A 22,793-nucleotide genomic window follows, 5' to 3' on the forward strand; every position below is an offset into this window, starting at 1 on the left:
AATTTATGAAATTACTAAAATATTTATTCTTAATTGCTTTGTTTGCTAGTTCCACTTCTTCACTTGCTAGACCAGATAAGTCTAGTCATGAGCTTTTTGAATTGAATGTGGGAATCGGTGATTTGGATTATCTGCCAGAGGTCAAGATAACAGCGATTGACCTTTATGAGTCTCCATCCCTTAAAGCCAGGGTTATACAATCTGTTCCACTTAAAAATCCCGACGGGAGCAATACCCCTGGTTATTATGCTATAGATTTTGATGATAAGTCAGGAGTATTTTGGCACCAAGGAATTTACAGTAAAGAAAAGAGTGGAGATTTCTATAAAGTTTTTTATAAAGGAAGCTACTACTGGGCACATAAGAAGAGTTTTATGTGGATTACTAAGATTGAAGATAAGTTTATAGGGGGGATGGTATTTCTCGCTGCTGATAAATTGACCTTTTATGAAAGTCCCGGAGGAAAAGTATTTAATAAACCAAAGTCGATGCTTGATTATATTGATAAATCTCCTAATAAGGATAATTATTTAGAGTTTAAGGCCGTTGCTTATAAGTGGATAGACTCAAAACTTTGGATTCAGTTTGAAGAAGAAAAAGAATCTTGCGGAATAAAAAACTATACTTTTAAAAAGAAGAACGTGAAGTTTTGGGTTCACCCATATGATAAGAATGGAAAGCCTTTTGATGAAAAGGGAAAACCTTTTTACATATATTCTTATAAGGGGTGTTAGGCCCTGCAATCGCTATGATGGCTTAAGAAATGCAGCGTCTAGAATTTTTATGTTTTGTCCTAATAACCAAAGGTGCCATGCTCTTTTGGTTTAAATAAGCTAAGAACTTCCATTCATTCATACTTGTTGATATGTAATAACAAAGCATTTACATCTATCAAATTTTCTTTGTGCTTAAGTTGTTTAATAAAGTCATATTGTGTTGTTAAATGTATCCAGGCCTGATTAATTTTGATGTTATAATACGATGAGGTTTAATTTATGAAATTACTAAAATACTTATTCTTTATTGCTTTGTTTGCTAGTTCTACTTCTTTACTTGCTAGACCAGATAAGTCTAGTCATGAGTTGTTTGAGTTAAATGTAGGAATCGCAGAAGGGAGCTACGTTTCTAATATTAAAGTGACGGCAATCGAGCTTTATGAATCTCCATCCCTTAAGGCTAAGGTCTTGTACTCTATTCCTTTGAAGCGACCTCAGGGAGTTATCTCTGATGGGTATTATCGACTAGATTTTGATGATAAGTCAGGAGTATTTTGGCACCAAGGAATTTACAGTAAAGAAAAGAGTGGAGATTTCTATAAAGTTTTTTATAAGGGAAGCTACTACTGGGCACATAAGAAGAGTTTTATGTGGATTACTAAGATTGAAGATTTATTTAAAAGTAATATGATTTCTATTGCTGCTGATAAATTGACATTTCATGAAAGCCCCGGAGGAAAGGTATTTAATAAACCTAAGTCAATGTTTGATTTCATTAATAAATCTCCTGATAAAGATAATTATTTAGAGTTTAAGGCCGTTGCTTTTAAGTGGATAGACTCAAAACTTTGGATTCAATTTGAAGAAAAGAAAGAATCTTGCGGAATAAAAAACTATACTTTTAAAAAGAAGAACGTGAAATTTTGGGTTCATCCATATGATAAAAATGGCAAACCTATGTACCAATATCCTTTTAAAGGTTGTTAATATTTGTAATTGACATGAGCTATTGAAAAAATGAAGTGTCTTAATTATTATTTTCCTTAATTAGCCATTGGAAGACTAGGAGACCTTATCAAAGCTTCTCATTGCTCTTTTTTGCCTTTGTTCGTATTGATAAAGTGCCTTACTATTTTCATACTCCTAGGGCAATTCCATCTCTTTCTTTGATTCTTTTGTCTAGTTCATGTATGTTATGAGGATAATAGACAGAGGAATTACAATGGATTTTATTAAGAGTATTTTAGACGCTATGCCATCTGATTGGCTCCAACTTACTACCCATCGCTTAGATATTTACAATGAAGAATTGGCCAAGGTTGAGTTCTTAGAAAAGCTGCAATCTTTAAACTCTAAAAGTAGTGACTTTGAAAAAGAGCTAAAGAATCTTCCTACTGCATTTGACTATATCCGCCTCGGTCATCCTCTGTCATGTATTTTAGAATGGACTATTGCCAAAGAAAGAAACCTAGATGAAAAGAATGTCATAAGCTTTTCTTCTCAAACAATGCCTATCTTAGCAATCCTTAGAAAGAATCTTCTCTCTAAAGTACCTACTCAAATTCTTTATAAGAATGAATTACCAAAGCACTTTGATGAGTCCATTCTAAAAGATATTTATGGTTATAACTTTGAGCTTAAAAGAACAACTGATTACTGTGAAGCTGCAGACTTCTCTGGAACAACAGTAGCTCTATCTTCTTTTGATGAACTCTTTACAAGTGAGCTAGAAGCAAGTGCAGACTTTACTGTATTTGCAGATTCCCAATTAGGTAGTGTCATTCTTGTGAATGGAAGCGAGAGTGAAGCTTATATTTCTGAAATTCAACACGTAAGAAGACGTGAATCAATTGCGATGACTCCAAACGATTGTCTAAGTGTTCTAGAGCACTTTGTTGGAGTTAAGAAATTATCACCTGATTTAGTCGGTGAGAGCAAAAATAGAACTCGTGCTCTAAGTGCCATTAAAGAAATCACGAATACATCAACTGATGCATCTTTAGGTTCTTGTGGATTATCTATTCAGTACGCCATCATGATGGGACTAATCCATCATAGCTATGAGGTTTACCCAGGTAAGAAGATTAAGTTCATTGTTCCACCAAATTGCTATGGGGGAACCAATGACCAGGCCAGAAGAGTGGCCGCTTGTATTGATAATGTTGAGATCTTGGATCTACCAGTCGATGGTGGAAAGGATATGGTTGCTAGTGTTGAAAAAGTTTTGTCCCAAGTGGCAAGTGCCGACGCTATTCCATTTATCATAGCTGAAATTCCTACTAATCCTAGAGTTGAAGTTCCTGATCTTGATAGACTTAGGCAGGCCCTAGCAAAGAAGCGTCTCACAAGTGAAGGTGCAACTGCTGTTGCCCCGGTATTTATTCTAGATCAAACATTTTGTCCAAATGTCCTCTTCCTTGGTCAGGGGGATTTTCTTTCTAGTGTTAAAACAATCTCCTATGTAAGTGGTTCTAAGTTTCCTTCTGGTGGTCTGTGTACTGCTGGATACTGTGTGACAAATGAAATTGCTAATGAACTTGGAAGCTATATAGAAAAGCACTTACAGGTTTGTGATAATCAAGCAACACCTTTTCAAGTTGAGACTTTAGCAAATCAGATGCCTTCAATGGTAGAGAGAATCAGCGAGGCCTATAAGAATACTCGTGCCTTTGTAGACTTTATTGAACAAACTCTACCTGAGGCGAAGATAAACTTCGTCTCAAAAGAGCTCGCAAGTAAAGGCTTTACTCCATCAGTTTTCTCTCTTGATCTTCCTACTAAGGGGGATAATGCACGACAGAGAGAGGCCCATAAGAGAGAGCTAAATTTATTGCTTATTAAGATGATGATAAATGAAATTCCTGATGAGAGTAAGCATTGTGTGAGCTATGGACAACTGAAAGGTTGTTACTGGACTATTCCTGCGACTTCAACTCAAGGAACGACTAAAGAAGGTGATAAAGACTATATTGTCAGAGTCGCAATCTCTCCTATATTTGATTTAGAACAGCATAAGAGTGTCTTTGCTAAGTTCTGTAATCAGCATATAAAGTAGTTGATAATTCTTTACGAGTATAGATAGAAAAATTTATGATTTCTACAGCTTCGATCTCTATACATTTAGACGATTTGAGTTAACATAGTTTCACGGAGAAACTATGACAGATAAAGCATTTTCAGCAAAAGCACTTTTACATAAAATTGATACGGGAGTTCTCGCTACTCAAATGAACTATGAAGGAGAGGTCTATCCATACGGATCTATCTGTCCGTTTGTTCTAACTCCAACTGGAGAAGTCATTATTCTTATTAGTGAAATTGCAATGCATACTAAGAATATTCATATTGATCCTAATATCTCCTTTACTGTTTACGACCAAACGGCTCCCAATAAGCAAAAGGCATCGAGATGTTCTATTGTAGGTAAGGCCACGCTTCTTAAAGAAGGTGCACAAAAAGAGCTTGCCTGTGAGCTATATACAAAGTTCTATCCCGAATCTAAGCGCTACTTCGAGGCCCATGACTTTAACTTTTATAGCTTAACTGCTGCTAGAGTTAGATTTATTGAAGGATTTGGCAAAATAAGCTGGATTGAAGCAAGTGAATTCGCTAGTGAAATACCGAATTGGTGGGATGATAAGCAGGGGATAATCGATCATATGAATAATGATCATCAGTCTGCTCTAAATAAGTATAGAGATCAGATTCTAGAGCTAAAGGGGGAAGTCTCTCTCTTTGATATTAGCGCTGAGGGCTTTCACTTAAATGTTGAAGGCAGTATTCACTTTATCAACTTCTCTAAACCATGCCTTGAAAAGGATAGTGTTAGAGAAGAGTTCATTTGGCTTTTAAGAAGCTTGGATTAAGTTGGTAAGCTCTTTTATATGTTGTGGTAGTTGCTTATAGCTTAGAGTTGTCATGAAAATTTCTGAATTAGGAAGCTTTGGCAACTCATAGATACAAAGAGATTCATTCTTCTTTAGTACATGGTAAGGCACGACTGCTAGGCCGAGATTATTTCTTACAAGTGTGAGAATGGTATGAATTGAATCTACTGTTATAACAGACTTCGCCTGTTTCTTTGAGAGTTTAAATAAATTATCGCCGTCACTAAAAACAATCCATCTATAATCGTGTAGCTTCTTTAAATCGACTTCACTTTTAGAGATAAGTACCAGCTTTTCACTAAAAAGTTTTAAAGAAGAGACAAGTTCAGACTGTAGATTATCCGTCGAGAAAGTTATATCAAACTTTCCTTCTTCGATTCCGGCCCTAAGTTGAGGCTGATCTTCAATATGAATAGAGATTTGTCTTTGATACTTCTTACAGTACTTCGTCAGATAGGGCATGAACCAATTCTTTAGAAGACCATTTAGGATACCAATACGAAGTGGTCTATCATCTTCTTTTTGAAAAATATTATCACTCATCTCATCAAATTGTTTGGCAGCTAAGTAAAGTTCCTTACCTTTATTAGTTAAGAGTACTTTCTTAGATGATCTAATAATGAGTTCTTGGTCAAGACTCTCTTCGAGAAGCTTGATTTGTCGGCTTACTGCCGATTGAGCAATTTTTAATGATTCTGCAGCTTTTGAGAAACTTGAAAATTCAGCAGTTAAAAGAAATGCCTTTAAGTATCTATAGTCCACTTGATCCCCTTCTAAATCAGAGGGGGAGTGAGCTCCTGATCTTTACGCCAAAACTTTCCTGCATATTTCTTTTGCAGGTGATTAGTGATGACAAATCCCTCTGTATCTTTTTCAAAGTCTTGAATAAAGTCTACCGAACTTTCTTGTAGATAGAAAGAAGCAAAAGGATCCATTATAACGAAAATTTCTTCGTCACAATTTTCAATTTGAATGAGAAAGTCATCTTCTTTTAGGTCTGTGAAACCTGCTGAGTAAGTGAAACCGTCACAGCCTTTGCCAGAAACTAATATTCGAAAATATTTTCCAGCTAAAGTGAAGTCGTTTTCTAAAATTAATTTCAATTGATCAAGAGATCTCTGAGTAAAAAATACGACAGGTTTCTCTATGAGCTCTGGGTTAATTTTATTTTCTTTAAAGGCCATAAATGTTCTCTTCTTCGTGTAGTGTGCAGTGTGACAAAGCTTGTGGAAAAGTTCTTTGTCATGTAAATTTTGAAAACTCATTTATCTAATGAGTAAGTTTCTAGCTTAAAGCGAACCTTAATTTCAAGGGATTTTTTAGAAAGGTTTTATTTTTATGAAATTGAAGTACAAAATCAAGATTACTCAACCAGAAACTCACTACTTAAGTGTGATTATTTCTGGAGAACGCACCGCAAATGATGAACAATTATCTTTCTTTATACCTTCATGGTCACCTGGGTCATACCTTATGCGTGAGTATGGAAGAAATATCAGAAACTTTAAGGCCTTAAATTCCACTGGTGAATATTACCAATTTGAACAGGTTGATAAGGGTGTCTATCTTGTTGATTTTAAAAATTCTGATCTAAAAGGTGAGTCTTCGAAATTTGAAATATCTTATGATGTTTACTGTCACGAGCTCACTGTTAGAACTTCACATGTAGATATTAATCACGCTTTTATTCATGGGCCTAGTGTGCTGATGGGAATCTTAAATAAGCAAATCCTTGAACCTGAATTAGAAGTTCAATTTCCGGCCCTTTGGTCGAAGCTATCTACAGGACTTAAAGATATCTCGACTAAAAGAGAGGTCTTTCTCTATGGGGCCAAGGATTATGATGAGCTTATTGATTCTCCAATAGAAATTGGTTGTCAAGAAACAGATGGCTTTAGAGTTAATGGTGTCGATCACGAACTATGCTGGTATGGACCTGTCATGAAGCATAGTCACAATTTAAAAGCAGATATTAAAACAATAGTTGAGACTGTTCTTAAAACGACTAAAGATATTCCGTATGAGAAGTATACATTTATGACTCATTTTTCACCGGGACTCTTTGGGGGACTTGAGCATAGTAACTCGACAGTTCTTCAGTATGGCTCTTTTGCGATGACAAGTCGTAAGGATTATATTGGTTGGTTAGAACTTGTTGCTCATGAGTACTTCCATACTTGGAATGTAAAAAGAATTCGTCCAGTTGAGCTTGGGCCATTTGACTACTTAAATGAAGCAAAAACAAAAATGCACTGGCTAACAGAAGGTCTTACAAGCTTTATGGACCAGCTCTTTGTATTTAGAGCGGGACTCACAACACTAAGTGAGTATTTAGAGTCAATGGTAGTAAATCTTAATAGATACTACGCAACTCCTGGAAGAAGATTTCACTCTCTTGAAGATAGTTCATTTAATGCATGGATTAAACTTTATAGACCAGATGAAAACTCTGCGAACTCTTCAATAAGCTACTACCTAAAGGGTGGACTAGTATTCTTCGCTCTTAACGTAATGCTTGTGAAGAACAACTCTGGTATTGATGCTTTATTTGATTTACTTTGGCAAAGGTATAAGTCTAATCCTGACTTAGGTGTAAGTGCAGATGAAGTGTATGCGATGGTTGAAAAGCTCGGAGGTGCGCAAGTCAGTGACAAGTTTAAGCATATGATCGAGTCTTGTGAAGAAATCGACTTTGAGGCAATTTTAAAAGAGATGGGAATTGAAGTTGAGTATGAGCAAAGTGATAAAGTTAATCTTGGCCTAACTCCACTTTATCAGGGCGATAATATTACCATTCAAAGTGTTGTTCTTGATGGTGTGGCCTATAAGTGTGGGCTCAATGCCGGAGATGAATTGATTGCAATAGATGGAATGAGATTGAATAAGACGAATTTTCCTAAAAGTGAAAACTTCTTAGAAGTAAATAAAACATATACTTTTCTAGTTGCAAGGGTTGGTGTTCTTAATGAAGTTAGTGTGCTTTGTGAAAAAGGACCACGAAAAATTAAAGCACTAAAGAGTAGTGATGAAGCTCAAACGATTACTTTTTTAAAATAATTGCATGAGTAAGGAGTTTGTCCTCCTTACTCTCTAATTTCCAAAATCCACTTAGGTCTTTGCATTGGCTTAAGTGGAAAGTTCCATCTTTCAAAATATTTATATCTTTAAGCACTAGTGTTTTTTCTTCTTGATAGAGAGGGGATAGAGCTTTAAAGGCCGCTTCTTTGATACACCAAAGTTCAAGTGTGTTAGTGATTTGATCAGATTCATTGATAAAGAATTTATATATCCCTTCTTTGATTTCTCTTGTTGAGACTTCAAGATCTACTCCAATCGAGCTTAGTTGATCAGAGTCGCTGACACTGGCAACAGCAAAGTCATTGGTATGTGAAATTGAGACTAGAATTCTGCGATCTTCTTTAAGGTATTGATGATTAATAATCTCTAGCTCATCATATTCTAAGAAGTCTCTATCGCTCACCATTTTTAGCGCACCTTGTAAAGCAAGGCGTGAAGTATAGTGAAGTCTGGCCCTTTTAGGAGCTGGGTATCTGTGAGAGACTTTTTGGGGAATCTCGCCCTCATAAGTATCTAGCAATACACAATGAAGGTTGTCGAATAGATTGGAAATTTCTTGTTGCATAAGCGTTATCGATTTGTCATAACTATTAACTCTAGGAGAAGATTAACTATGATGCCACACGAAGTAAATGAAGCAATTGCTAAAGTTCTATTTTTTATATTTGCAACATTAATGCTTTGCATGACTCGCGTCAATGCACTTGAAGATCTTCTTAACTCTTTCTAATTAGAAGAAACCTAATTCCTTAAATTTTCTCTTTCACTAGCTAGCTTTAAATTGTAAACTCATATCATTGATGATTTTAATGACTTAAGGAGCGAGCATGCCATCAAAGCAAAGTAGACTTAGTGCAAAAAAAGTGGCCGTAAAAAGAACAGAAAAAACTTTCAAGCGACCAGTTGATGCGAAGGGTGATTTTCTAAAGGCCAGTGAGTATTACGGACAGAATGTCTTTCATTTCTCAACTGCACCAGGAATTCCTGAGTCTGTTAAATTAGAACTTAAAGAAGTATCGACGCTTGGTTCATCTCTTAAAAAAGAGCATGCGGACCTCGTGGCCAAGGCCGTAACTGAATGGGCCGTCTCTAAAGGAGCCACGCACTTTTGTCACTGGTTTCAACCACTAACTGGATCAACTGCTGAAAAGCACGACGCATTCTTAGATTTTGAAAATGATCTACCAATTGAAAAACTCTCGGCGACACAACTTGTACAAGGTGAGCCAGATGCATCTTCATTTCCAAATGGAGGTTCTAGATCTACATTTGAAGCAAGAGGTTATACTTCTTGGGATCTAACTTCTCCAATGTTTCTTCTTGAAGGACCAAACGGATTAACTCTTTGTATACCAACGGCATTTGTTTCTTACTATGGAGATGCCCTAGATATTAAAACACCACTACTTAGATCGATTACAAATTTAAATGAACTCTCTACAGAGTTTATGAACTTAATTGGTTTAAAGGATGTAAAGAAAGTTACAGTAACTTGTGGTGCCGAACAAGAATACTTTCTTATCGACAAGGGCTTCTACTTCGCTAGACCTGACCTTGTAATGACTGGAAGAACTCTATTAGGTTCTCTTTCTCATAAGAATCAGCAATTAGATGATCATTATTTTGGAAGAATTCCTGGAAGAGTTCTAGCATGTATGGAAGAGATTGATTATGAGCTTCACAAGTTAGGAGTTCCTGCTAAGACAAGACATAATGAAGTTGCACCTGGACAATTTGAGCTTGCTCAAATCTTTAGAGATGCAAACGTATCGGCCGACAATAATCAGTTAGTGATGGCGACGATTAAAGATGTGGCAGAAAAGCATGACTTTATTGCACTTCTTCACGAGAAACCATTTGCAGGAGTTAACGGTTCTGGAAAACATCTAAACTGGTCTATGGCCACAGATACTGGTCTTAATCTTTTAGAGCCAGGTAAAGAACCTCACTCGAACCTTAGATTCCTAGCGGTAACGGCCATCGTTATTGAAGCTGTTCACAGAAGATCCAAACTACTAAGAGTTGCAATTGCTTCTCAAGGAAATGATCACAGACTAGGAGCAAACGAGGCCCCTCCTTCAATAATGTCAGTATTTACTGGTAGTAACCTTGAAGGTATTTTTCAAGCAATAAAAGATGGTAATACATTTAGTCCAACAGGGGATGTAACACTTGACCTTGGAGCTCATCAGTTAGCAAACTTATCAATGGATAATACTGATAGAAATAGAACTTCACCTTTTGCTTTTACAGGAAATAAATTTGAGTTCAGAGCAGTCGGTTCGACTCAATCAATTGGTTTTCCTCTGAGTATTCTAAATGCTGCCGTGGCCGAAGTATTTTCTGAAGCGGTAGAGTTTTTAAAAGAAGAGATTAAAACTGGCTCTGAAACCGAGATTAACACTGCTCTAATGAAATTAACTAAGAAGTTAATTACTAAATCGTGGAATATTATCTTTAATGGTGATGGTTACTCTCAGGAATGGTTAGAAGAAGCGCAAAAAAGAGGGCTGCCGAATTTAAAAACAACTGCCGACGCTCTACCAACGCTTTTAGACTCTGAGCAAACAAAGTATTTAGAAGAGACAGGAATCTTTAAGAAGAATGAATTAGAGATGCGCTACAATGTTCTTTGTGAGAGATATATCACTCTAAGAGAAATTGAGTTCTCTACACTCATTGGCCTAATTGAAAAGAATGTTCTTCCAAGTTCTCTTGCATATAAGAAGAAACTTGGTGAAGTTATCAAAATTCAAAAAGATATTGGACTAGAGTCTTCTGTTGAAACTGAGATGTATAAGAAGTTTAACTTTGCTGTTGAAACTCTTTATGCAACTCTTACGACTTTCAAGAGTATGGTGGCCAACCTTCCTCATGAAGAGGATAAGAGAGCACTAGAGATTGCCAATGTTGTTTACCCAATGTCTGAAAAAGTTGCTACAGCTAGTAATGAAATTGAAGATATGATTCCAAACACTCTTTGGGAACTTCCAACTTTCTACGAAATGTTATTTTTAAGATAATTTCTTACTCGCTCTTTTAAAGGGCGAGTATTCCAATATTCCTAGGGGAGAGCTTTTCATCGAAGAGCTCTTTCATTTGAACTTTATGACCTGCTTCTTCTAACCATAGACAACGATCAGTTAAGATATAGTGCTCCAAGGCCCGACCGAATTGCCACCTAATTATATTTGCGAGATAGAGATCTTCTACTTTCTTTCTAATTTCAATATTCTCATAGTAGTTATTGAGATCTTCTAAAGAGTAATCATGTTCAATCTTTAGAGCTGCTAGCTTCTTTTGAGCATAGCTTGCAAAGTCTCCCCAGTACTCTCTTCGATGAGAGTCTCCAACAGTTAGAAAGGAATTCTTCTTAAGTATCTCACTTAAGAGTAGGTGAAGAGTATAGCGATAGAATTTTACTCTTTCTTTAAGCTCAAACTCTTCAAAGCTCATACTTGAGTAACCTCTAGTGGCTATAGTTAAAGACCAATTGGTGAACTTCAAATTAGTATGAGTCTGGGCATAGCTAGAAAGGTTTAGATCCTTGTTAGGGTCCTGTCTTAAGTAGCAGCAACCAAAATTTAGAAGCGACTTAGTCTTCATTTTTATATGGGTTTCTATAAGTGCATTAGCAAGAGAGCCGCAAGTGTGTAGGCCAAGAGTCATGGAGTCGTTGGAAAATATCTGGGCCATTTTCTTTGGATCTTTTTCTTTAAGAAAATCCATGTGAATAAACTCTAAATCACTTGAACCTTCTGGTAGTGGAAATGCTTTGGCCCTTTTCATTCCAATTTCTTGAAACTTCTTATCTATATCGATTGTCTTAGTTCTAACACCGTAGTAGTGAGCAAGAATTCTCGCAAGGTGACCAACTCCTCCTCCAATATCCGTAGTGTGAGAAAATTGATACTTATGGTTTAGCTCATTTACTAAAGAAGTAATCAAGGTGATCTCATGACGTTTCTTTTCTTTAACTTTACGAAAGGCCCAGTCTGGAAAATCTTTCTTGTCATAGTCAGCAAACTTTTCAAGCTTAGTCAGTTGTCCCAATCCATCAACCATTTCTTTTAGATCTTTGTGAGTAACGAAACTAGTATCTCCAAAGCAGTCAAAGCGCCATAGCTGCTCTTTTGTAAGACCTCTTAAATAGTCCAACCACTGCGGATCATAATCTTCCATGACCTCTGGGTAGTCCTCAAGTAGCTCTTTTGCCCAAAAATTGCGATATGGAGCTAAATAATGTGTGAGTCTGTCAAAGTGCTCTTTAAAGTTCAAAGTATTTCCTATAAAATTTAAAGAAGTTATAGAGCATCGCCTCTAGTATTTAAAGTTTAAATGGAGAATTGGGTGGAATTTCTAGGGCAAAATATTGCAGTCATTGGTATGGGGAAATCTGGTATCGCCAGCGTAAGACTTTTAAGAAAGCTTGGGGCCAACGTACTTGCTGTAAATAGCGGAAATGTGGAAAAATGGAAATCTTCACTAAGTGAATTTAGTGATATTAAACTCGTCTCACAAGAAGATGCCAGCTTAGGTGAGCTACTTCTAAAAATGAACCTTATCGTTCTATCTCCAGGCATTGCTCGCGAGATTGAAATCCTAGAGCAAGTTCACGCTAAAAAGATTTCAGTCATTTCTGAAATTGAGCTGGCCTACAGGGCCCTAAAAAATGACTTATCCAAAATCATCTCTGTGACTGGTACTAATGGAAAGACAACAACAGTTACCTTAATTGATCTACTTGCTAGAGGTGCAGGTCAGGCCACCTTCTTAGGTGGGAATATTGGAACTCCATTTGCCGATTATGCTTATGAAGTTCTTTCTAAGAACAGAGCAAAAGCAGATCTTATTATCTTAGAGCTATCTAGTTTTCAGCTAGAAAGTATGGAAACATTCAAAAGCGATACTGCGGCAATTTTAAATATAACTCCGAGTCACGGTGAGAGATATAAGAATGTTCGCGACTATGCTCACGCAAAGTTTAATATTGCAGATCGTTTAAATGAAGAAGTTAAACTCTTTGTCGGGGACTTGGGAAAATTTGAAAAAGAGCTACGTACTAATTGTTTTATAGAACGTTTGCATGCTCCTGAAAGTGTGAGTGATATCTCAGTTAACTTAATTGATTCATTTCACTTAATTGGTTCCCATAATTTATCTAACTTACTCTTTGCCACTAAGCTCTTGAGTGAGGTCGCAGTTTCTTGGGAGCTTGGAACAGAAGCTCTTAAAAATTTCTATGGAGTAAAGTACAGACTACAAAAAAGAGATTCGAGAAAGGGCTTACTTGTTTATAACGATGCAAAGAGCACTAATTGGGAGGCCACTTTCACTGCTCTTAAGGCCTTCGCCTTTTCTCATCCAAGAGTTGAAATTGATCTAATTTTAGGAGGTCAGTTGCGAGGAAGTGGAGATGCCATGAATGAAAAAGCAATCTTCATCAAGTCTCTTGCCAGTAAGGTGTACTTATTCGGAGAAGCGGGCAAGGCGCTCTATGCTGAAGTGGGTGGTAAACTTAATTGCGTATATTTTGAAAAGCTAGATCAGGTGGTATTAGAAATAAAAAAAGATAAAAGAAGTAGAGGGGTTCTCTTTTCTCCTGCTTTTCCTTCCTTTGATCAATATGATAACTACCTGAAAAGAGGAGAGCACTTTGATGCTCTGACTAGTGAGAATCTTGTCCAGTAATTTTTATTGCAGATTTTGGAAGTTTCGCCTGATTATCCCTAAAAGTATCGGCCACAGTGATTTTTAAGAGAAAAACACTTAGAATTACTAAAACAACCTTTGCTAAATTAACTTGCATTTTGCTATAAATCCTTAAAATTATTTAAATTACTAAACTTTTAATACTTTTCGGTTAAAGAAAATAAAATTAAAGGAAAAAAGTAGGAGATTTTCACTTGAGACATAACTTTTCACTAGAAACACAGATTATTGAATCTAATATAGACACTTTCTCGAAGTACTTACGAGATCACTCCATTGAGGCCGCTTATATATCTAGCTTTGATATCTTTATGAATGAGTATGTCCCTTTGCAAGAATGTCATCGCTACTACTTTAGTGGATTCTCTGGATCAGTGGCAGAAGTTCTAGTTCTAGCATCAGGTAAGAGCTTACTCTTTGTAGATGGACGCTATCATGAACAGGCAGATATTGAAATCAAGGCAAGTAATGTTGAAGTTGTGAAGTGTGCTTTTGGCTCAAGTCTGTTTGAAGAGCTTCTTAAAAAGGTCAGTGAACTTAATATCTCCTCACTGTGGATGAATGGAGATAGATCAAGCCTAGGAAGCTATGAGGCCCTAGAAAAAATCATTGATGCAATTACCATCCAAAATGATGAAGCCATTTTTAATATTGTTAAGTTTCAAGAATTTTCAAAAGATGCAACACTCACTTGTGTTAGTAATGTTATTAGCGCGAAAGATAAGGTCGCTAAAATTTTAAATGACTCAGAGGCATTTTGGATTAGTGCCTTAGACTCTATTTCATGGATCACAAATCTTAGAGGATATGGTCTTCCATTTCAAAGTAGTTTTATGGCGAGATGTTTAGTTAAAAGAGATGGAATTTCGCTTGCCGTTCCTACTCATTATGAAGTTAATGAGATGGAAGATTTTATCTCAATTGATAAAATGAACCTTAAAAATTTCTCTAAAGATTGTTCTTTAGAAGGAATTGAAACTATTTTCTATGATCCACAATTAATTAACCTCACTGATTATCAGCAACTTGAAAAGAGAGTTGGTAAAGATCAACTTGTGGCAAAAGCTATGGGGATTACTAAGGCCCATGCTGTAAAAACTGCTGATGAAATAAAGTTAATGAAAGATGCTTTTAGAGCTGGAGATAAATCTATTATCGAAACTCTACGTTGGGTTAGAGATAGCTTCAATAAAGGTGAGAGTATCTCTGAAGTTGATATCTTTCATAAAACAACTCACTTCTATGAAGCGAACGGAAGTAAAGAGCAGAGCTTTGGAACAATCTCAGGCCTAGGGGCAAACTCTTCAATCATTCATTACTCTAGCCCTAGCAAAGATGTTATCGCTAAAGATTCAATGATCCTTTTACTTGATTCAGGCGGATACTTTGAAGCTGGATTTGCCACAGATACTACAAGAACAATTTTTCTTGGCAATGGTGAGGCAAGCGAAAAACAAAAGCTCATCTACACTCTAGTTTTAAAAGGAATGTTACAGGCCCAGTATGCAGTATTTCCTAAAGGAACATGGGGCTCGCAGATAGATGCTCTAGCAAGAAGTCCAATTCTTAGAGCAGGGTTTAACTATGCTCACGGAACAGGGCATGGAGTAGGTATTAATGTGCATGAAGGTGGTCTTAGGTTCTCTCCAACGTCTTCTATAGGTCTAGAACTTGGTAATGTTGGCTCCATTGAGCCAGGTATTTATTTACCTGGTTTTGGAGGAGTAAGACTTGAAAATATTGTTACTGTTGTTGAGCATCCTGAACATAAAGATTTACTTTGTTTTGAACCGCTAGTTTATATTGGATTTGATCATAAGCTAATTAACTTCGATCTATTAGAAGAATGTGAAAAGAAGTGGCTAAAAGACTATGAAAGCGAATGTGAAAAGAGAGGAACACTCTATAGCTAAGCAGCTAGAGTGTTCTGTCTTTTAAATCTTAGTGTAAAGAACATAAGCATTGCTAAAAAAGTAAATGAGAGTAATCCCTTCATCTTATCTTCATCGATATAGGCGATTGTTCCACAGCTAACAGGTTGCTCTCTAGGATATAAATAGCTAACACCATCGTGATCGTCTTGTCCTAGTAATTGTCTATTAGATATATTCGCGTAGTACATAAGAGAGTCTCTAACAGGTGAGTGACCAAGCCCAATTGCATGACCAACTTCATGGGCCAATACTGAGACGAACTCTTCTCGACTTAGAGAGGCCAGACCTGAGCCTGTCTTATTATTTAAAAGGATAACAGAACCTTTTATTGCAGTTCCAGAAGTATGAATTGGAAGAGTAACTGCTAGGACACTATTTGATGGAAAGTTTGCTGAACCTGTTCCTGTATCCTTATTACAGCTCATCAAGATTTCCGTAACACCAGCAAGGGCAGGATTTGGAGTACACGATCCTGAATTAGAGCTGCAAATTCTTTCAGTTGAAAAGTCGTTACTGACTACGATGTGAGAACCTCTTCTAAGCTTTAGCTTACTTGTTGGAACTGTATTCCAAAATTTTTCCATACCTTCTAATGCCATTGATAAAATTTCATCGTTTGTAAAAGGAATTTCATCACAGTCGTGAGTGGCCATATTAATGACAACTTCCTCTTTATCAAATGAAGCAGCAAAAGAGGTATTGAGCGTAAAGGCCTGCGTATTGAGAGAGATGCTTGCTAAAAGAGCAATGATTAGATTTACCATAGTGTTGATCCGAAGTGATAGTAGAAGCTTAGGGTGTAACTCAGAGATCTAGACTCGGAGTCTGTTACGTTTACAATCCATGCCTCAACTCTAGTTGAGACGTCTTTAGTAAACTCCCATTGAGCAGCAGTATTTAAAGTTAAGTTTCTAGAAGTAGAACTCCCATTTGGCATTGGAAAATCACTGGAGCCAGTTCCATTATTTAAAGTCTGAGTTCCCCCGTCAGAAGAAATTTGATTCATCATTAGACCAGGACCAAATTTAAATTTGAAATCTTTATAACTATAGGCCCCAAGAGCTTGTAGCCAGTAACTCCATTTGGAGATTCTTTCATCTCTACCTGAGCAAGGAAATCCAAATGCAATTTCAGGGGTAATAGAGAAGCTTTCATATAAGTGAAACTCAGTACCGATGCTAATATAAGGATTGAAGTCAAATTTATCTGTAGAGCCAGACTCATCTGTCTGGGCCTTGCCTAGAAATTGGGTAAGGCTGCCGGCCCCTGCGTAGAAGTCTTTAATGGCCAGAAATTTATCTTCTTTAATGACAGTTTCTGCCGCAAAGCTAGACATTGAATAATATGCGATTAACGCGATAAGATATAGTTTTTTCATTCGAATATTGTGATAAATCTTAAAGGGTCTGACAATGAATATTTGGGTATTCAAAAGAGAAGAAAGCATTTATCATTACTAGTAAATTTTGATCAAGGAAAAGACCATGTTTGAAAACTATAAAACACCGAAAGAACTTATACCTAGTGACCCTCGATTTGGTTGTGGCCCATCTCTAATCCCAGTGGATTTCTTAGAAAAACTTGCTGCGACAGGTCCAAACTTATTGGGAACTTCTCATAGAAAACCAGCTGTTAAAAATCTCGTTAAAGAGGTTCAAGAAGGTTTAACTAAATTCTTTAATGTTCCAAGCGACTATCTTGTTGTTCTGGGTAATGGAGGAGCTACTTTCTTCTTCGATATGATTGCCCTTGGATTAGTTGACAAGAAGGCCGCTCACTTTACTTGTGGAGAGTTTTCTTCAAAGTGGTTTAAAGCAAGTAAGGATGTTCCTTGGATTGATGCCCAGGAAATCAAGTCGGAATACGGAGACGGAGTTAGAGCTGAAAATATTGCTGACGCAGATCTTGTAGCTGTTACTTTAAACGAAACATCTACTGGTGTTCAGTTAGAAAGCTTGCCAACAGTTGATGCTGATACACTTCTATGTGTAGACGCCACAAGTGGAGCTGGACAGATTAGATGTGATATCTCTAAGACTGATGTTTTCTTCTTTTCTCCACAAAAAGTTTTTGCTTCTGAGGGGGGATTATTTGTGGCCTTTATGTCACCAAAAGCTCTTAAGAGGGCAGCTGAGATAGAGAAGAGATCAGATCGTTATATTCCTGGAATCATGAGTTTTGATGCTGCAATTTCAAATTCTGAAAAAAATCAAACTTATAATACTCCTTCAATTTCAACTCTCTTTTTCTTAAATGAGCAAGTGAAGCTTATGAATGAATTTGGTGGTTATGAAAAAGCTTGTGAGTATGCCGATAAGAAAGCACAACTTCTCTATTCTTGGGCCGAAGAAAAACCTTACTTAAGCTGTTATGTAGCAGAGAGTAAGTACCGCTCAAGAGCTGTTGCTACTATTGATGTTGATGATAAGTACAATGCTGAAGATATTATTGCTGCCTTTACTAAAGAAGGTACAGTTAATGGTATCGATGCTTATAGAAAACTTGGTAAGAATCAATTTAGAATTTCTATGTTTCACAATGTGAAGTTTGAAGATCTAGAAAAACTTACTAAGATGATTTCTCTAGCTATAGAATCTTAAAACTTCTTACTCTTTCCTAGATTACCTCTAGGAAAGAGTTCATAGACCCTTTTCCCTTGTCATTAAATACCTTTTTTGAAATAATTTTTTTTTATATTTTAAGGAGAGAATTATGAAAGGTTTACTAATTAGCGTAGCTCTATTATTTGGTTTTAACACTTTTGCAACCTGTAGTAATGAAGCGTTAAGTGAGATCGGATTTAAGATTGAATCTACTAAGTTTCATAGCAATACAAAGAAAGTATTAAATTGGCTATCTCATGATGAAGACTTTTTTGTAGATGATATTGAGACGAAGTTCTTTTCAACTCAATACGGTGGATATGTTCAGTTTAATTCTTACGATCATTTATCAACACCTCAAATGGAAATGTATGGTGATATCGTAGTCATTAGGGCGCTATCTTCTGATGAAGTTCTAGAAGTACGTTGGTATAAGAATGGAATTAAGCATATCTCTTACAATGCTAAGAAGCAGGGATGTGCAAGCGACTTAGTTCCTTACGCAGACAACGCTCTTTTTTAATTTCTATTTAAGCTGGTCATTATCTTAGGCCAGCTCCATTCTCTAGTAGTTGACTAAATTTATAGGCATCACTATTTGTATCTCTAATTGTGTAACTATCTAAATTTAGGAAACTAAGTTAGGAAAAATTATTTAGGCTTCATTCTCGTACTAAAACTATATACAATATTAAAGAAAGTTTAGAGGAGCCTAATGAAAAAATTATTTTTTATACTATGTCTTTTATTTCAGAGTTCAATTTTTTCAAAAGATGCTGATCTTACGATAGAACAGATAGAGCAGATCTTCACGACTGAGCTAAAAAACGCAAAGAAATCAAAAACTGAAACTTTTCAAATTTATAACCTTGTTGCAAGAGAACTTTATAACTATAACTACTTCGAAAAATCTAAAGAGTATTACGAAAAAGCTATTAAGTTAAATGTATCGAATGCTGATCTAACTGAAGCTTATATTAATTTAATGGCAATTGATCATGCCCTAGATAAGAAAGTTTCAAAGAGTAGTTATGATAAGACTATGGCCTATTTTAAAAAATCCGGAAAAATAAAGGATGCAGGTATTGAGAGATATATGAAATTCATAGAAAGCAATTTTATAAATAAGACTAGTAGTATGAATTACGAAGGCTTCTATGGTCAGTACTCGAAAGATACATCTATTAAGAGTTTAGTTGAAAAGAAAAGTTATAAAGAAGCACTATCTTTAATCAATGGGTCCAATATTGAGACTCGTGATATTAATACTAAGATTAAATATGACATTCTTAGAGGACTGGTCATTGGAAAGAAGAAGTTTCCACTGGCCTGTGAGGAAGTCTTAAATAAGTATCCTAATTCATTTTCTTGGAGAATGAAAACTTGCAAGGTTCTGATTCAGTATCAAAATAAAAAAGTTCCGAGTAAAGATGATATTGCAGGTATTCTAAGTTCTTTGAAAAAAGATAGAAGTGAGTCAATGGTCTACCTCGTTAATGCGTTGGAGGATTTAAAATGAAAAAGAACTTCATTTTCCTCCTATTCGTCATGCTTTTCTCTTCTGGTTGTGATCAAACAGGTCTAGGAGTAGGGAGCGCCATTAAAAACCTTTTTTCACTTCCAGTAGATAAGATTAGCGAGGGAGTAAGTCAGTACCAATATGCTTCAATCGAAAAAAGAGATAACGCGAAGTCTGAGATACCTGCTGAATGTTGGGTAAAGAGAAAGAGTGTTAGTGAAGGTCTAGGAGATATCCAAAAGATTCACGACAAAATTAGAGGTAGTGTCTGTTCATGTGTTCCTTGGGGAACTTGTTCAAAGGATGAATGTCCATGCTCTAGGTTGTGTCCAGATAACTTTGATATTTTTAAAAGACCAGAAGTTAAGGATATCTCTGACTACTCTGCAAAGGAAAATTCCTTAGCATTTAGAAATGGAGGCGGAGGTTCACAACATGAGGCCACACAAGGTTACTGTTGGGGACATGCATCTGTATCTTCTAAATTTAATCGATTAGGTTTCTTTGATAAAGAATCTAAACCACCTTTTTCTTTAGATAGTACAAATGAGCAAGAGCAAGATAAGGCCGTAGAGTACTATAAAGATATTATTGATAAAATCGTTGATAATCAGACGGTAGATATTCCAGGGTTTGAAAATTTGTATGAACTATCATCTCATGAACGTCTTCAGTCTTATATTGCTGATCATGTGGCAACATCTTGGTCTAAAAGAGCAATGTCTACTCAAGGTCTAGATATAGCCTTGAGCTCAAAACCAATGAAAAAGAATAAAACGGATAAATTAATAAAAGACATTGTTAAGAAAATTGATCAAAACCAACAGCCTCAAATTGTTTTTACAAAAAAAGGAAGTATGTTCTTAACTCATGCTGTTCTCGTGTCTCATTATGAAAAAGGTGGCGATGGATCGACAAGATTATGTCTAAGAGATAATAATAATGATCGCGTTTCAATTACAAGAAGATCAGAGACCTCTAAAAGTAAACCTTTTGGAGGAAGCTGTAGAGACTATATTCGTGTCTTAGATGATGGTTCTCTCTATTATAATCGTTGGGGAGATTTAGGCGGTGTGACTATGGCCTATAATGAGACGCCAGATTCTCTTAAGCAGTTTAAGAGTTTAAAGCAAAGATGTGCTGACAAAAAAGGCTGTCAAGACTAGAGCTACTTATCTGTACTATTTAAATTAAAGTAGAGCTTTCCAAGATAATCAGTTAATGTTCCAGAAATAGGGTCTCCGTTTGAGACCTTACATTTTTCAAACGTAAAGATTTCAGTATCAAGAGCATCATCTTCGTAAATAGAAGCGAATAGTCCTTCTCTAAAATAATCAATATTTCTAATCTTAAAAGTACATCCTAATGGTTTAAGTTCCACATCATAGGCAGTCGCAATGAACATTGATTCTGCATATTCATATCCTTCACGATAGGAAACATCTTCTAATGAACTAACTTCATTAAACCAGCAAGTAGGTCTTTCGAAATCTAGGGCTCCATAAATATAGGTCGTGTATCTACATGAAACTGGTGGATAATCGTTATATTGAGTAAGCGCTATTTTAGATGAATCTAAACTTAGTGGATCATTATGTGACTGCTTAGGCTTTAAATAATTGTCCACAGCGAGTTGATCTATAGATATCTTCATTAGATTATAACAAAGGACTAGCTCTTCAGTTGAGTTGTACTTTTGTTGGCAAAGATCACGATGAAATTTAGGAATCTCTACTTCTTTAACCCTTCCTTTTAAAAATTTCTTTAGACAGTAGTTTGTTGCAAAGTAATCAGATTGGGCCTCTGTACTATATTTATGAGTAGGCATTACTTTAGGCATTCCTCCAATAAGGTGGCCTAATTCATGACAGACAGTTAGGGCGAAAGTCTCTACTGTCATGGGAGAGATTTTCGCGTATCCACCGTGAAGATTAATGACGCCTTTTCCATTCTTACGACTCGCCCCTGCATTCACAGTAGGAGACTCAAAGTCTAGGTTTAGAGAAATTTCTAAACCAGATGATTCAATCTCTTGTTGCATTTGCTCTAAGACTACTTTTGGAACAGCGTTGAACTGATCTTGAGTAATTGAACCCATTGCTGAAAAGGTAAGAATGTAGATAAGGAGTAGTCTTAGCATTAGCTCTTATTGTACTTCTCTAAGAAGTCCTTTTTAAATTCAGTAAATCTATCTTCTAATATTGCTTCTCTTGCTCTTTCAGCAAGGGATTTGTAGAAAGCTATATTATGAGCAGTCGCAAGGATTGCACCTAAGATCTCATTAGAGTCAAATAAGTGTTTAACATAAGAGCGAGTAAAGTTCTTACAAGCGTAACATTCACAATTTGGCTCTATTGGAAAAAAGTCTCTTCTATAGTTCTTATGCTTAATTCTAATCTTACCTCTGTTTGTAAATAGAGTTCCACCACGTGCAAATTTAGTAGGAATAATACAATCACTCATATCAATTCCATTTTCCCAAATCATAAGAAGGTCTTCTGGATTACCAACTCCCATAACATATCGAGGTTTATCAACTGGCATTAGTGGAGCAGTATAAGTAACAATTTTCTCCATTAGCTCTGGGCCTTCTCCAACTGATACTCCACCAATTGCGTATCCAGGTAGATCTCTTTTAACAAGTTCATCAACACATTCAGATCTATAATCATCATATGTTGAACCTTGAATGATTCCAAATAGGGCCTGCTTTGGATTAGTCCAAGTTGTGATACATCTATCAAGCCATCTGTGAGTTCTATCGATAGAAGTCTTAGTGTACTCTCTAGTAGCTGGGTAAGGGATACATTCATCAAAGGCCATCATAATATCTGAGCCAAGATTTTGCTGTATTTCAATACTTGTTTCTGGTGAAAGGAGAACTGACTTTCCTTTATGGTCTTTAAACTCAGCTCCTTCTTCTCTAATTCCCTTCTTTTGCAAAGAGAATACTTGGAATCCTCCAGAGTCTGTTAGAATAGGTCTAGGCCATCCCATCCACTTATGTAGTCCTCCGGCCTTCTTAATAAGATCAGACCCTGGGCTTAGATGTAAGTGATAAGTATTTGAGAGGATTATTTTTGTATCCATATCTTCTAGAACACTTGGTTGAAGTGCTTTTACAGCACCATGTGTTCCAACTGGCATAAAAACTGGAGTAGGTATATCGCCGTTTGGTGTTCGGATTACACCTGCACGTGCTTTTGAATTCTTGTCTTGATGTACTAATTTAAAGTCAAAGTGTTCTTTAACTTGGTCCTGGATTCTGGACATATTCTATTCTCCTATAAATGATATTGGAGAGTTATGACAGAAAAACCAGCAAATATCCACTGCTTTGCAAA

The 22,793-nt window shown here is 36.2% G+C and carries 21 protein-coding genes; 12 read left to right on the forward strand and 9 right to left on the reverse strand.

What is annotated here, in order from left to right:
• Window positions 1–5 precede the first annotated feature (5 nt).
• The 4 genes from DPQ89_RS12515 (at window position 6) to DPQ89_RS12530 (ending at window position 4,582) form a co-directional block, all read left to right on the forward strand.
• A complete protein-coding gene (locus tag DPQ89_RS12515; protein ID WP_127717362.1) occupies window positions 6–734 on the forward strand; it encodes a hypothetical protein in 729 nt (242 codons plus the stop codon).
• 261 nt (window positions 735–995) lie between these two features.
• A complete protein-coding gene (locus DPQ89_RS12520; protein ID WP_127717363.1) occupies window positions 996–1,703 on the forward strand; it encodes a hypothetical protein in 708 nt (235 codons plus the stop codon).
• Between the two features lie 235 nt (window positions 1,704–1,938).
• Window positions 1,939–3,771 (forward strand): cystathionine beta-synthase, encoded by a 1,833-nt coding sequence (locus DPQ89_RS12525; RefSeq protein ID WP_241558848.1) that lies wholly within the window; start codon window positions 1,939–1,941, stop codon window positions 3,769–3,771.
• 103 nt (window positions 3,772–3,874) lie between these two features.
• Window positions 3,875–4,582, forward strand: a complete 708-nt coding sequence (locus DPQ89_RS12530; protein WP_127717365.1) for a HugZ family protein — start codon at window positions 3,875–3,877, stop codon at window positions 4,580–4,582.
• Here DPQ89_RS12530 and DPQ89_RS12535 read toward each other — a convergent pair.
• Both DPQ89_RS12535 and DPQ89_RS12540 read right to left on the reverse strand, forming a co-directional pair.
• Window positions 4,565–5,365, reverse strand: coding sequence for a LysR family transcriptional regulator (locus tag DPQ89_RS12535; protein ID WP_127717366.1), 801 nt, complete (start codon window positions 5,363–5,365; stop codon window positions 4,565–4,567). The genes DPQ89_RS12530 and DPQ89_RS12535 overlap by 18 nt on opposite strands.
• A gap of 11 nt (window positions 5,366–5,376) precedes the next feature.
• Window positions 5,377–5,868 (reverse strand): iron-sulfur cluster assembly accessory protein, encoded by a 492-nt coding sequence (locus tag DPQ89_RS12540; RefSeq protein WP_127717367.1) that lies wholly within the window; start codon window positions 5,866–5,868, stop codon window positions 5,377–5,379.
• Between the two features lie 73 nt (window positions 5,869–5,941).
• Here DPQ89_RS12540 and DPQ89_RS12545 point away from each other — a divergent pair, with 73 nt between their 5' ends.
• On the forward strand, window positions 5,942–7,660 hold the full coding sequence (locus DPQ89_RS12545; protein ID WP_127717368.1) for a M61 family metallopeptidase: 1,719 nt from the start codon (window positions 5,942–5,944) through the stop codon (window positions 7,658–7,660).
• Here DPQ89_RS12545 and DPQ89_RS12550 read toward each other — a convergent pair.
• Entirely contained in the window at window positions 7,644–8,246 is a 603-nt protein-coding gene (locus tag DPQ89_RS12550; RefSeq protein ID WP_127717369.1) for a 4'-phosphopantetheinyl transferase superfamily protein, read from the reverse strand. The genes DPQ89_RS12545 and DPQ89_RS12550 overlap by 17 nt on opposite strands.
• A 262-nt stretch (window positions 8,247–8,508) precedes the next feature.
• Here DPQ89_RS12550 and DPQ89_RS12555 point away from each other — a divergent pair, with 262 nt between their 5' ends.
• Window positions 8,509–10,704 (forward strand): glutamine synthetase III, encoded by a 2,196-nt coding sequence (locus DPQ89_RS12555; protein ID WP_127717370.1) that lies wholly within the window; start codon window positions 8,509–8,511, stop codon window positions 10,702–10,704.
• Between the two features lie 16 nt (window positions 10,705–10,720).
• Here the strand turns inward: DPQ89_RS12555 and DPQ89_RS12560 are convergent, their stop codons facing one another.
• The gene (locus DPQ89_RS12560; protein ID WP_127717371.1) at window positions 10,721–11,959 is read right to left on the reverse strand and encodes a methyltransferase; all 1,239 of its coding nucleotides are present in this window, start codon (window positions 11,957–11,959) and stop codon (window positions 10,721–10,723) included.
• 72 nt (window positions 11,960–12,031) lie between these two features.
• Between DPQ89_RS12560 and murD the strand changes: the two genes are divergently transcribed.
• Complete coding sequence (murD, locus tag DPQ89_RS12565; RefSeq protein ID WP_164848387.1) at window positions 12,032–13,372, forward strand: UDP-N-acetylmuramoyl-L-alanine--D-glutamate ligase; 1,341 nt, start codon at window positions 12,032–12,034, stop codon at window positions 13,370–13,372.
• Here murD and DPQ89_RS18535 read toward each other — a convergent pair.
• Complete coding sequence (locus tag DPQ89_RS18535) at window positions 13,350–13,490, reverse strand: hypothetical protein (protein WP_164848388.1); 141 nt, start codon at window positions 13,488–13,490, stop codon at window positions 13,350–13,352. The genes murD and DPQ89_RS18535 overlap by 23 nt on opposite strands.
• Before the next feature lie 97 nt (window positions 13,491–13,587).
• On the opposite strand from DPQ89_RS18535, the gene DPQ89_RS12570 reads away from it, so the two are divergent.
• Window positions 13,588–15,306, forward strand: a complete 1,719-nt coding sequence (locus DPQ89_RS12570; RefSeq protein WP_127717373.1) for a M24 family metallopeptidase — start codon at window positions 13,588–13,590, stop codon at window positions 15,304–15,306.
• On the opposite strand, the gene DPQ89_RS12575 is transcribed toward DPQ89_RS12570, so the two are convergent.
• Together DPQ89_RS12575 and DPQ89_RS12580 are read right to left on the reverse strand one after the other, a co-directional pair.
• A complete protein-coding gene (locus tag DPQ89_RS12575) occupies window positions 15,303–16,091 on the reverse strand; it encodes a matrixin family metalloprotease (RefSeq protein WP_127717374.1) in 789 nt (262 codons plus the stop codon). The two genes, DPQ89_RS12570 and DPQ89_RS12575, sit on opposite strands and share 4 nt — an antisense overlap.
• Window positions 16,085–16,705, reverse strand: a complete 621-nt coding sequence (locus DPQ89_RS12580) for a hypothetical protein (protein WP_127717375.1) — start codon at window positions 16,703–16,705, stop codon at window positions 16,085–16,087. Before DPQ89_RS12580 ends, DPQ89_RS12575 begins: the two co-directional genes overlap by 7 nt.
• Before the next feature lie 106 nt (window positions 16,706–16,811).
• Here DPQ89_RS12580 and DPQ89_RS12585 point away from each other — a divergent pair, with 106 nt between their 5' ends.
• From DPQ89_RS12585 to DPQ89_RS12600, 4 genes are all read left to right on the forward strand, one after another.
• Window positions 16,812–17,927, forward strand: a complete 1,116-nt coding sequence (locus tag DPQ89_RS12585) for an aminotransferase class V-fold PLP-dependent enzyme (protein WP_127717376.1) — start codon at window positions 16,812–16,814, stop codon at window positions 17,925–17,927.
• A gap of 112 nt (window positions 17,928–18,039) precedes the next feature.
• Window positions 18,040–18,453, forward strand: coding sequence for a hypothetical protein (locus DPQ89_RS12590; RefSeq protein ID WP_127717377.1), 414 nt, complete (start codon window positions 18,040–18,042; stop codon window positions 18,451–18,453).
• Window positions 18,454–18,645: 192 nt separating this feature from the next.
• Entirely contained in the window at window positions 18,646–19,449 is an 804-nt protein-coding gene (locus tag DPQ89_RS12595) for a hypothetical protein (protein WP_127717378.1), read from the forward strand.
• The gene (locus DPQ89_RS12600) at window positions 19,446–20,615 is read left to right on the forward strand and encodes a hypothetical protein (RefSeq protein WP_127717379.1); all 1,170 of its coding nucleotides are present in this window, start codon (window positions 19,446–19,448) and stop codon (window positions 20,613–20,615) included. The genes DPQ89_RS12595 and DPQ89_RS12600 overlap by 4 nt, the downstream gene beginning before the upstream one ends.
• Window positions 20,616–20,617: 2 nt before the next feature.
• On the opposite strand, the gene DPQ89_RS12605 is transcribed toward DPQ89_RS12600, so the two are convergent.
• Together DPQ89_RS12605 and tgt are read right to left on the reverse strand one after the other, a co-directional pair.
• Window positions 20,618–21,589: a hypothetical protein gene (locus DPQ89_RS12605; protein ID WP_127717380.1), complete on the reverse strand. Its 972-nt coding sequence runs from the start codon at window positions 21,587–21,589 to the stop codon at window positions 20,618–20,620.
• Entirely contained in the window at window positions 21,589–22,722 is a 1,134-nt protein-coding gene (gene tgt, locus DPQ89_RS12610) for a tRNA guanosine(34) transglycosylase Tgt (RefSeq protein ID WP_127717381.1), read from the reverse strand. The genes DPQ89_RS12605 and tgt overlap by 1 nt, the downstream gene beginning before the upstream one ends.
• Window positions 22,723–22,793: the final 71 nt, after the last annotated feature.

The sequence above is a fragment of the Halobacteriovorax sp. HLS genome, from assembly GCF_004006665.1.
Classification (GTDB): domain Bacteria; phylum Bdellovibrionota; class Bacteriovoracia; order Bacteriovoracales; family Bacteriovoracaceae; genus Halobacteriovorax.

Bases quoted from the DNA above. Each gene is read 5' to 3' on its own strand.
- DPQ89_RS12515 (WP_127717362.1), top strand. From the start codon at position 6: ATGAAATTACTAAAATATTTATTCTTAATTGCTTTGTTTGCTAGTTCC.
- DPQ89_RS12520 (WP_127717363.1), top strand. From the start codon at position 996: ATGAAATTACTAAAATACTTATTCTTTATTGCTTTGTTTGCTAGTTCT.
- DPQ89_RS12525 (WP_241558848.1), top strand. From the start codon at position 1,939: ATGGATTTTATTAAGAGTATTTTAGACGCTATGCCATCTGATTGGCTC.
- DPQ89_RS12530 (WP_127717365.1), top strand. From the start codon at position 3,875: ATGACAGATAAAGCATTTTCAGCAAAAGCACTTTTACATAAAATTGAT.
- DPQ89_RS12540 (WP_127717367.1), bottom strand. From the start codon at position 5,868: ATGAGTTTTCAAAATTTACATGACAAAGAACTTTTCCACAAGCTTTGT.
- DPQ89_RS12545 (WP_127717368.1), top strand. From the start codon at position 5,942: ATGAAATTGAAGTACAAAATCAAGATTACTCAACCAGAAACTCACTAC.
- DPQ89_RS12550 (WP_127717369.1), bottom strand. From the start codon at position 8,246: ATGCAACAAGAAATTTCCAATCTATTCGACAACCTTCATTGTGTATTG.
- DPQ89_RS12555 (WP_127717370.1), top strand. From the start codon at position 8,509: ATGCCATCAAAGCAAAGTAGACTTAGTGCAAAAAAAGTGGCCGTAAAA.
- DPQ89_RS18535 (WP_164848388.1), bottom strand. From the start codon at position 13,490: ATGCAAGTTAATTTAGCAAAGGTTGTTTTAGTAATTCTAAGTGTTTTT.
- DPQ89_RS12575 (WP_127717374.1), bottom strand. From the start codon at position 16,091: ATGGTAAATCTAATCATTGCTCTTTTAGCAAGCATCTCTCTCAATACG.
- DPQ89_RS12580 (WP_127717375.1), bottom strand. From the start codon at position 16,705: ATGAAAAAACTATATCTTATCGCGTTAATCGCATATTATTCAATGTCT.
- DPQ89_RS12585 (WP_127717376.1), top strand. From the start codon at position 16,812: ATGTTTGAAAACTATAAAACACCGAAAGAACTTATACCTAGTGACCCT.
- DPQ89_RS12590 (WP_127717377.1), top strand. From the start codon at position 18,040: ATGAAAGGTTTACTAATTAGCGTAGCTCTATTATTTGGTTTTAACACT.
- DPQ89_RS12595 (WP_127717378.1), top strand. From the start codon at position 18,646: ATGAAAAAATTATTTTTTATACTATGTCTTTTATTTCAGAGTTCAATT.
- DPQ89_RS12600 (WP_127717379.1), top strand. From the start codon at position 19,446: ATGAAAAAGAACTTCATTTTCCTCCTATTCGTCATGCTTTTCTCTTCT.
- DPQ89_RS12605 (WP_127717380.1), bottom strand. From the start codon at position 21,589: ATGCTAAGACTACTCCTTATCTACATTCTTACCTTTTCAGCAATGGGT.
- tgt (WP_127717381.1), bottom strand. From the start codon at position 22,722: ATGTCCAGAATCCAGGACCAAGTTAAAGAACACTTTGACTTTAAATTA.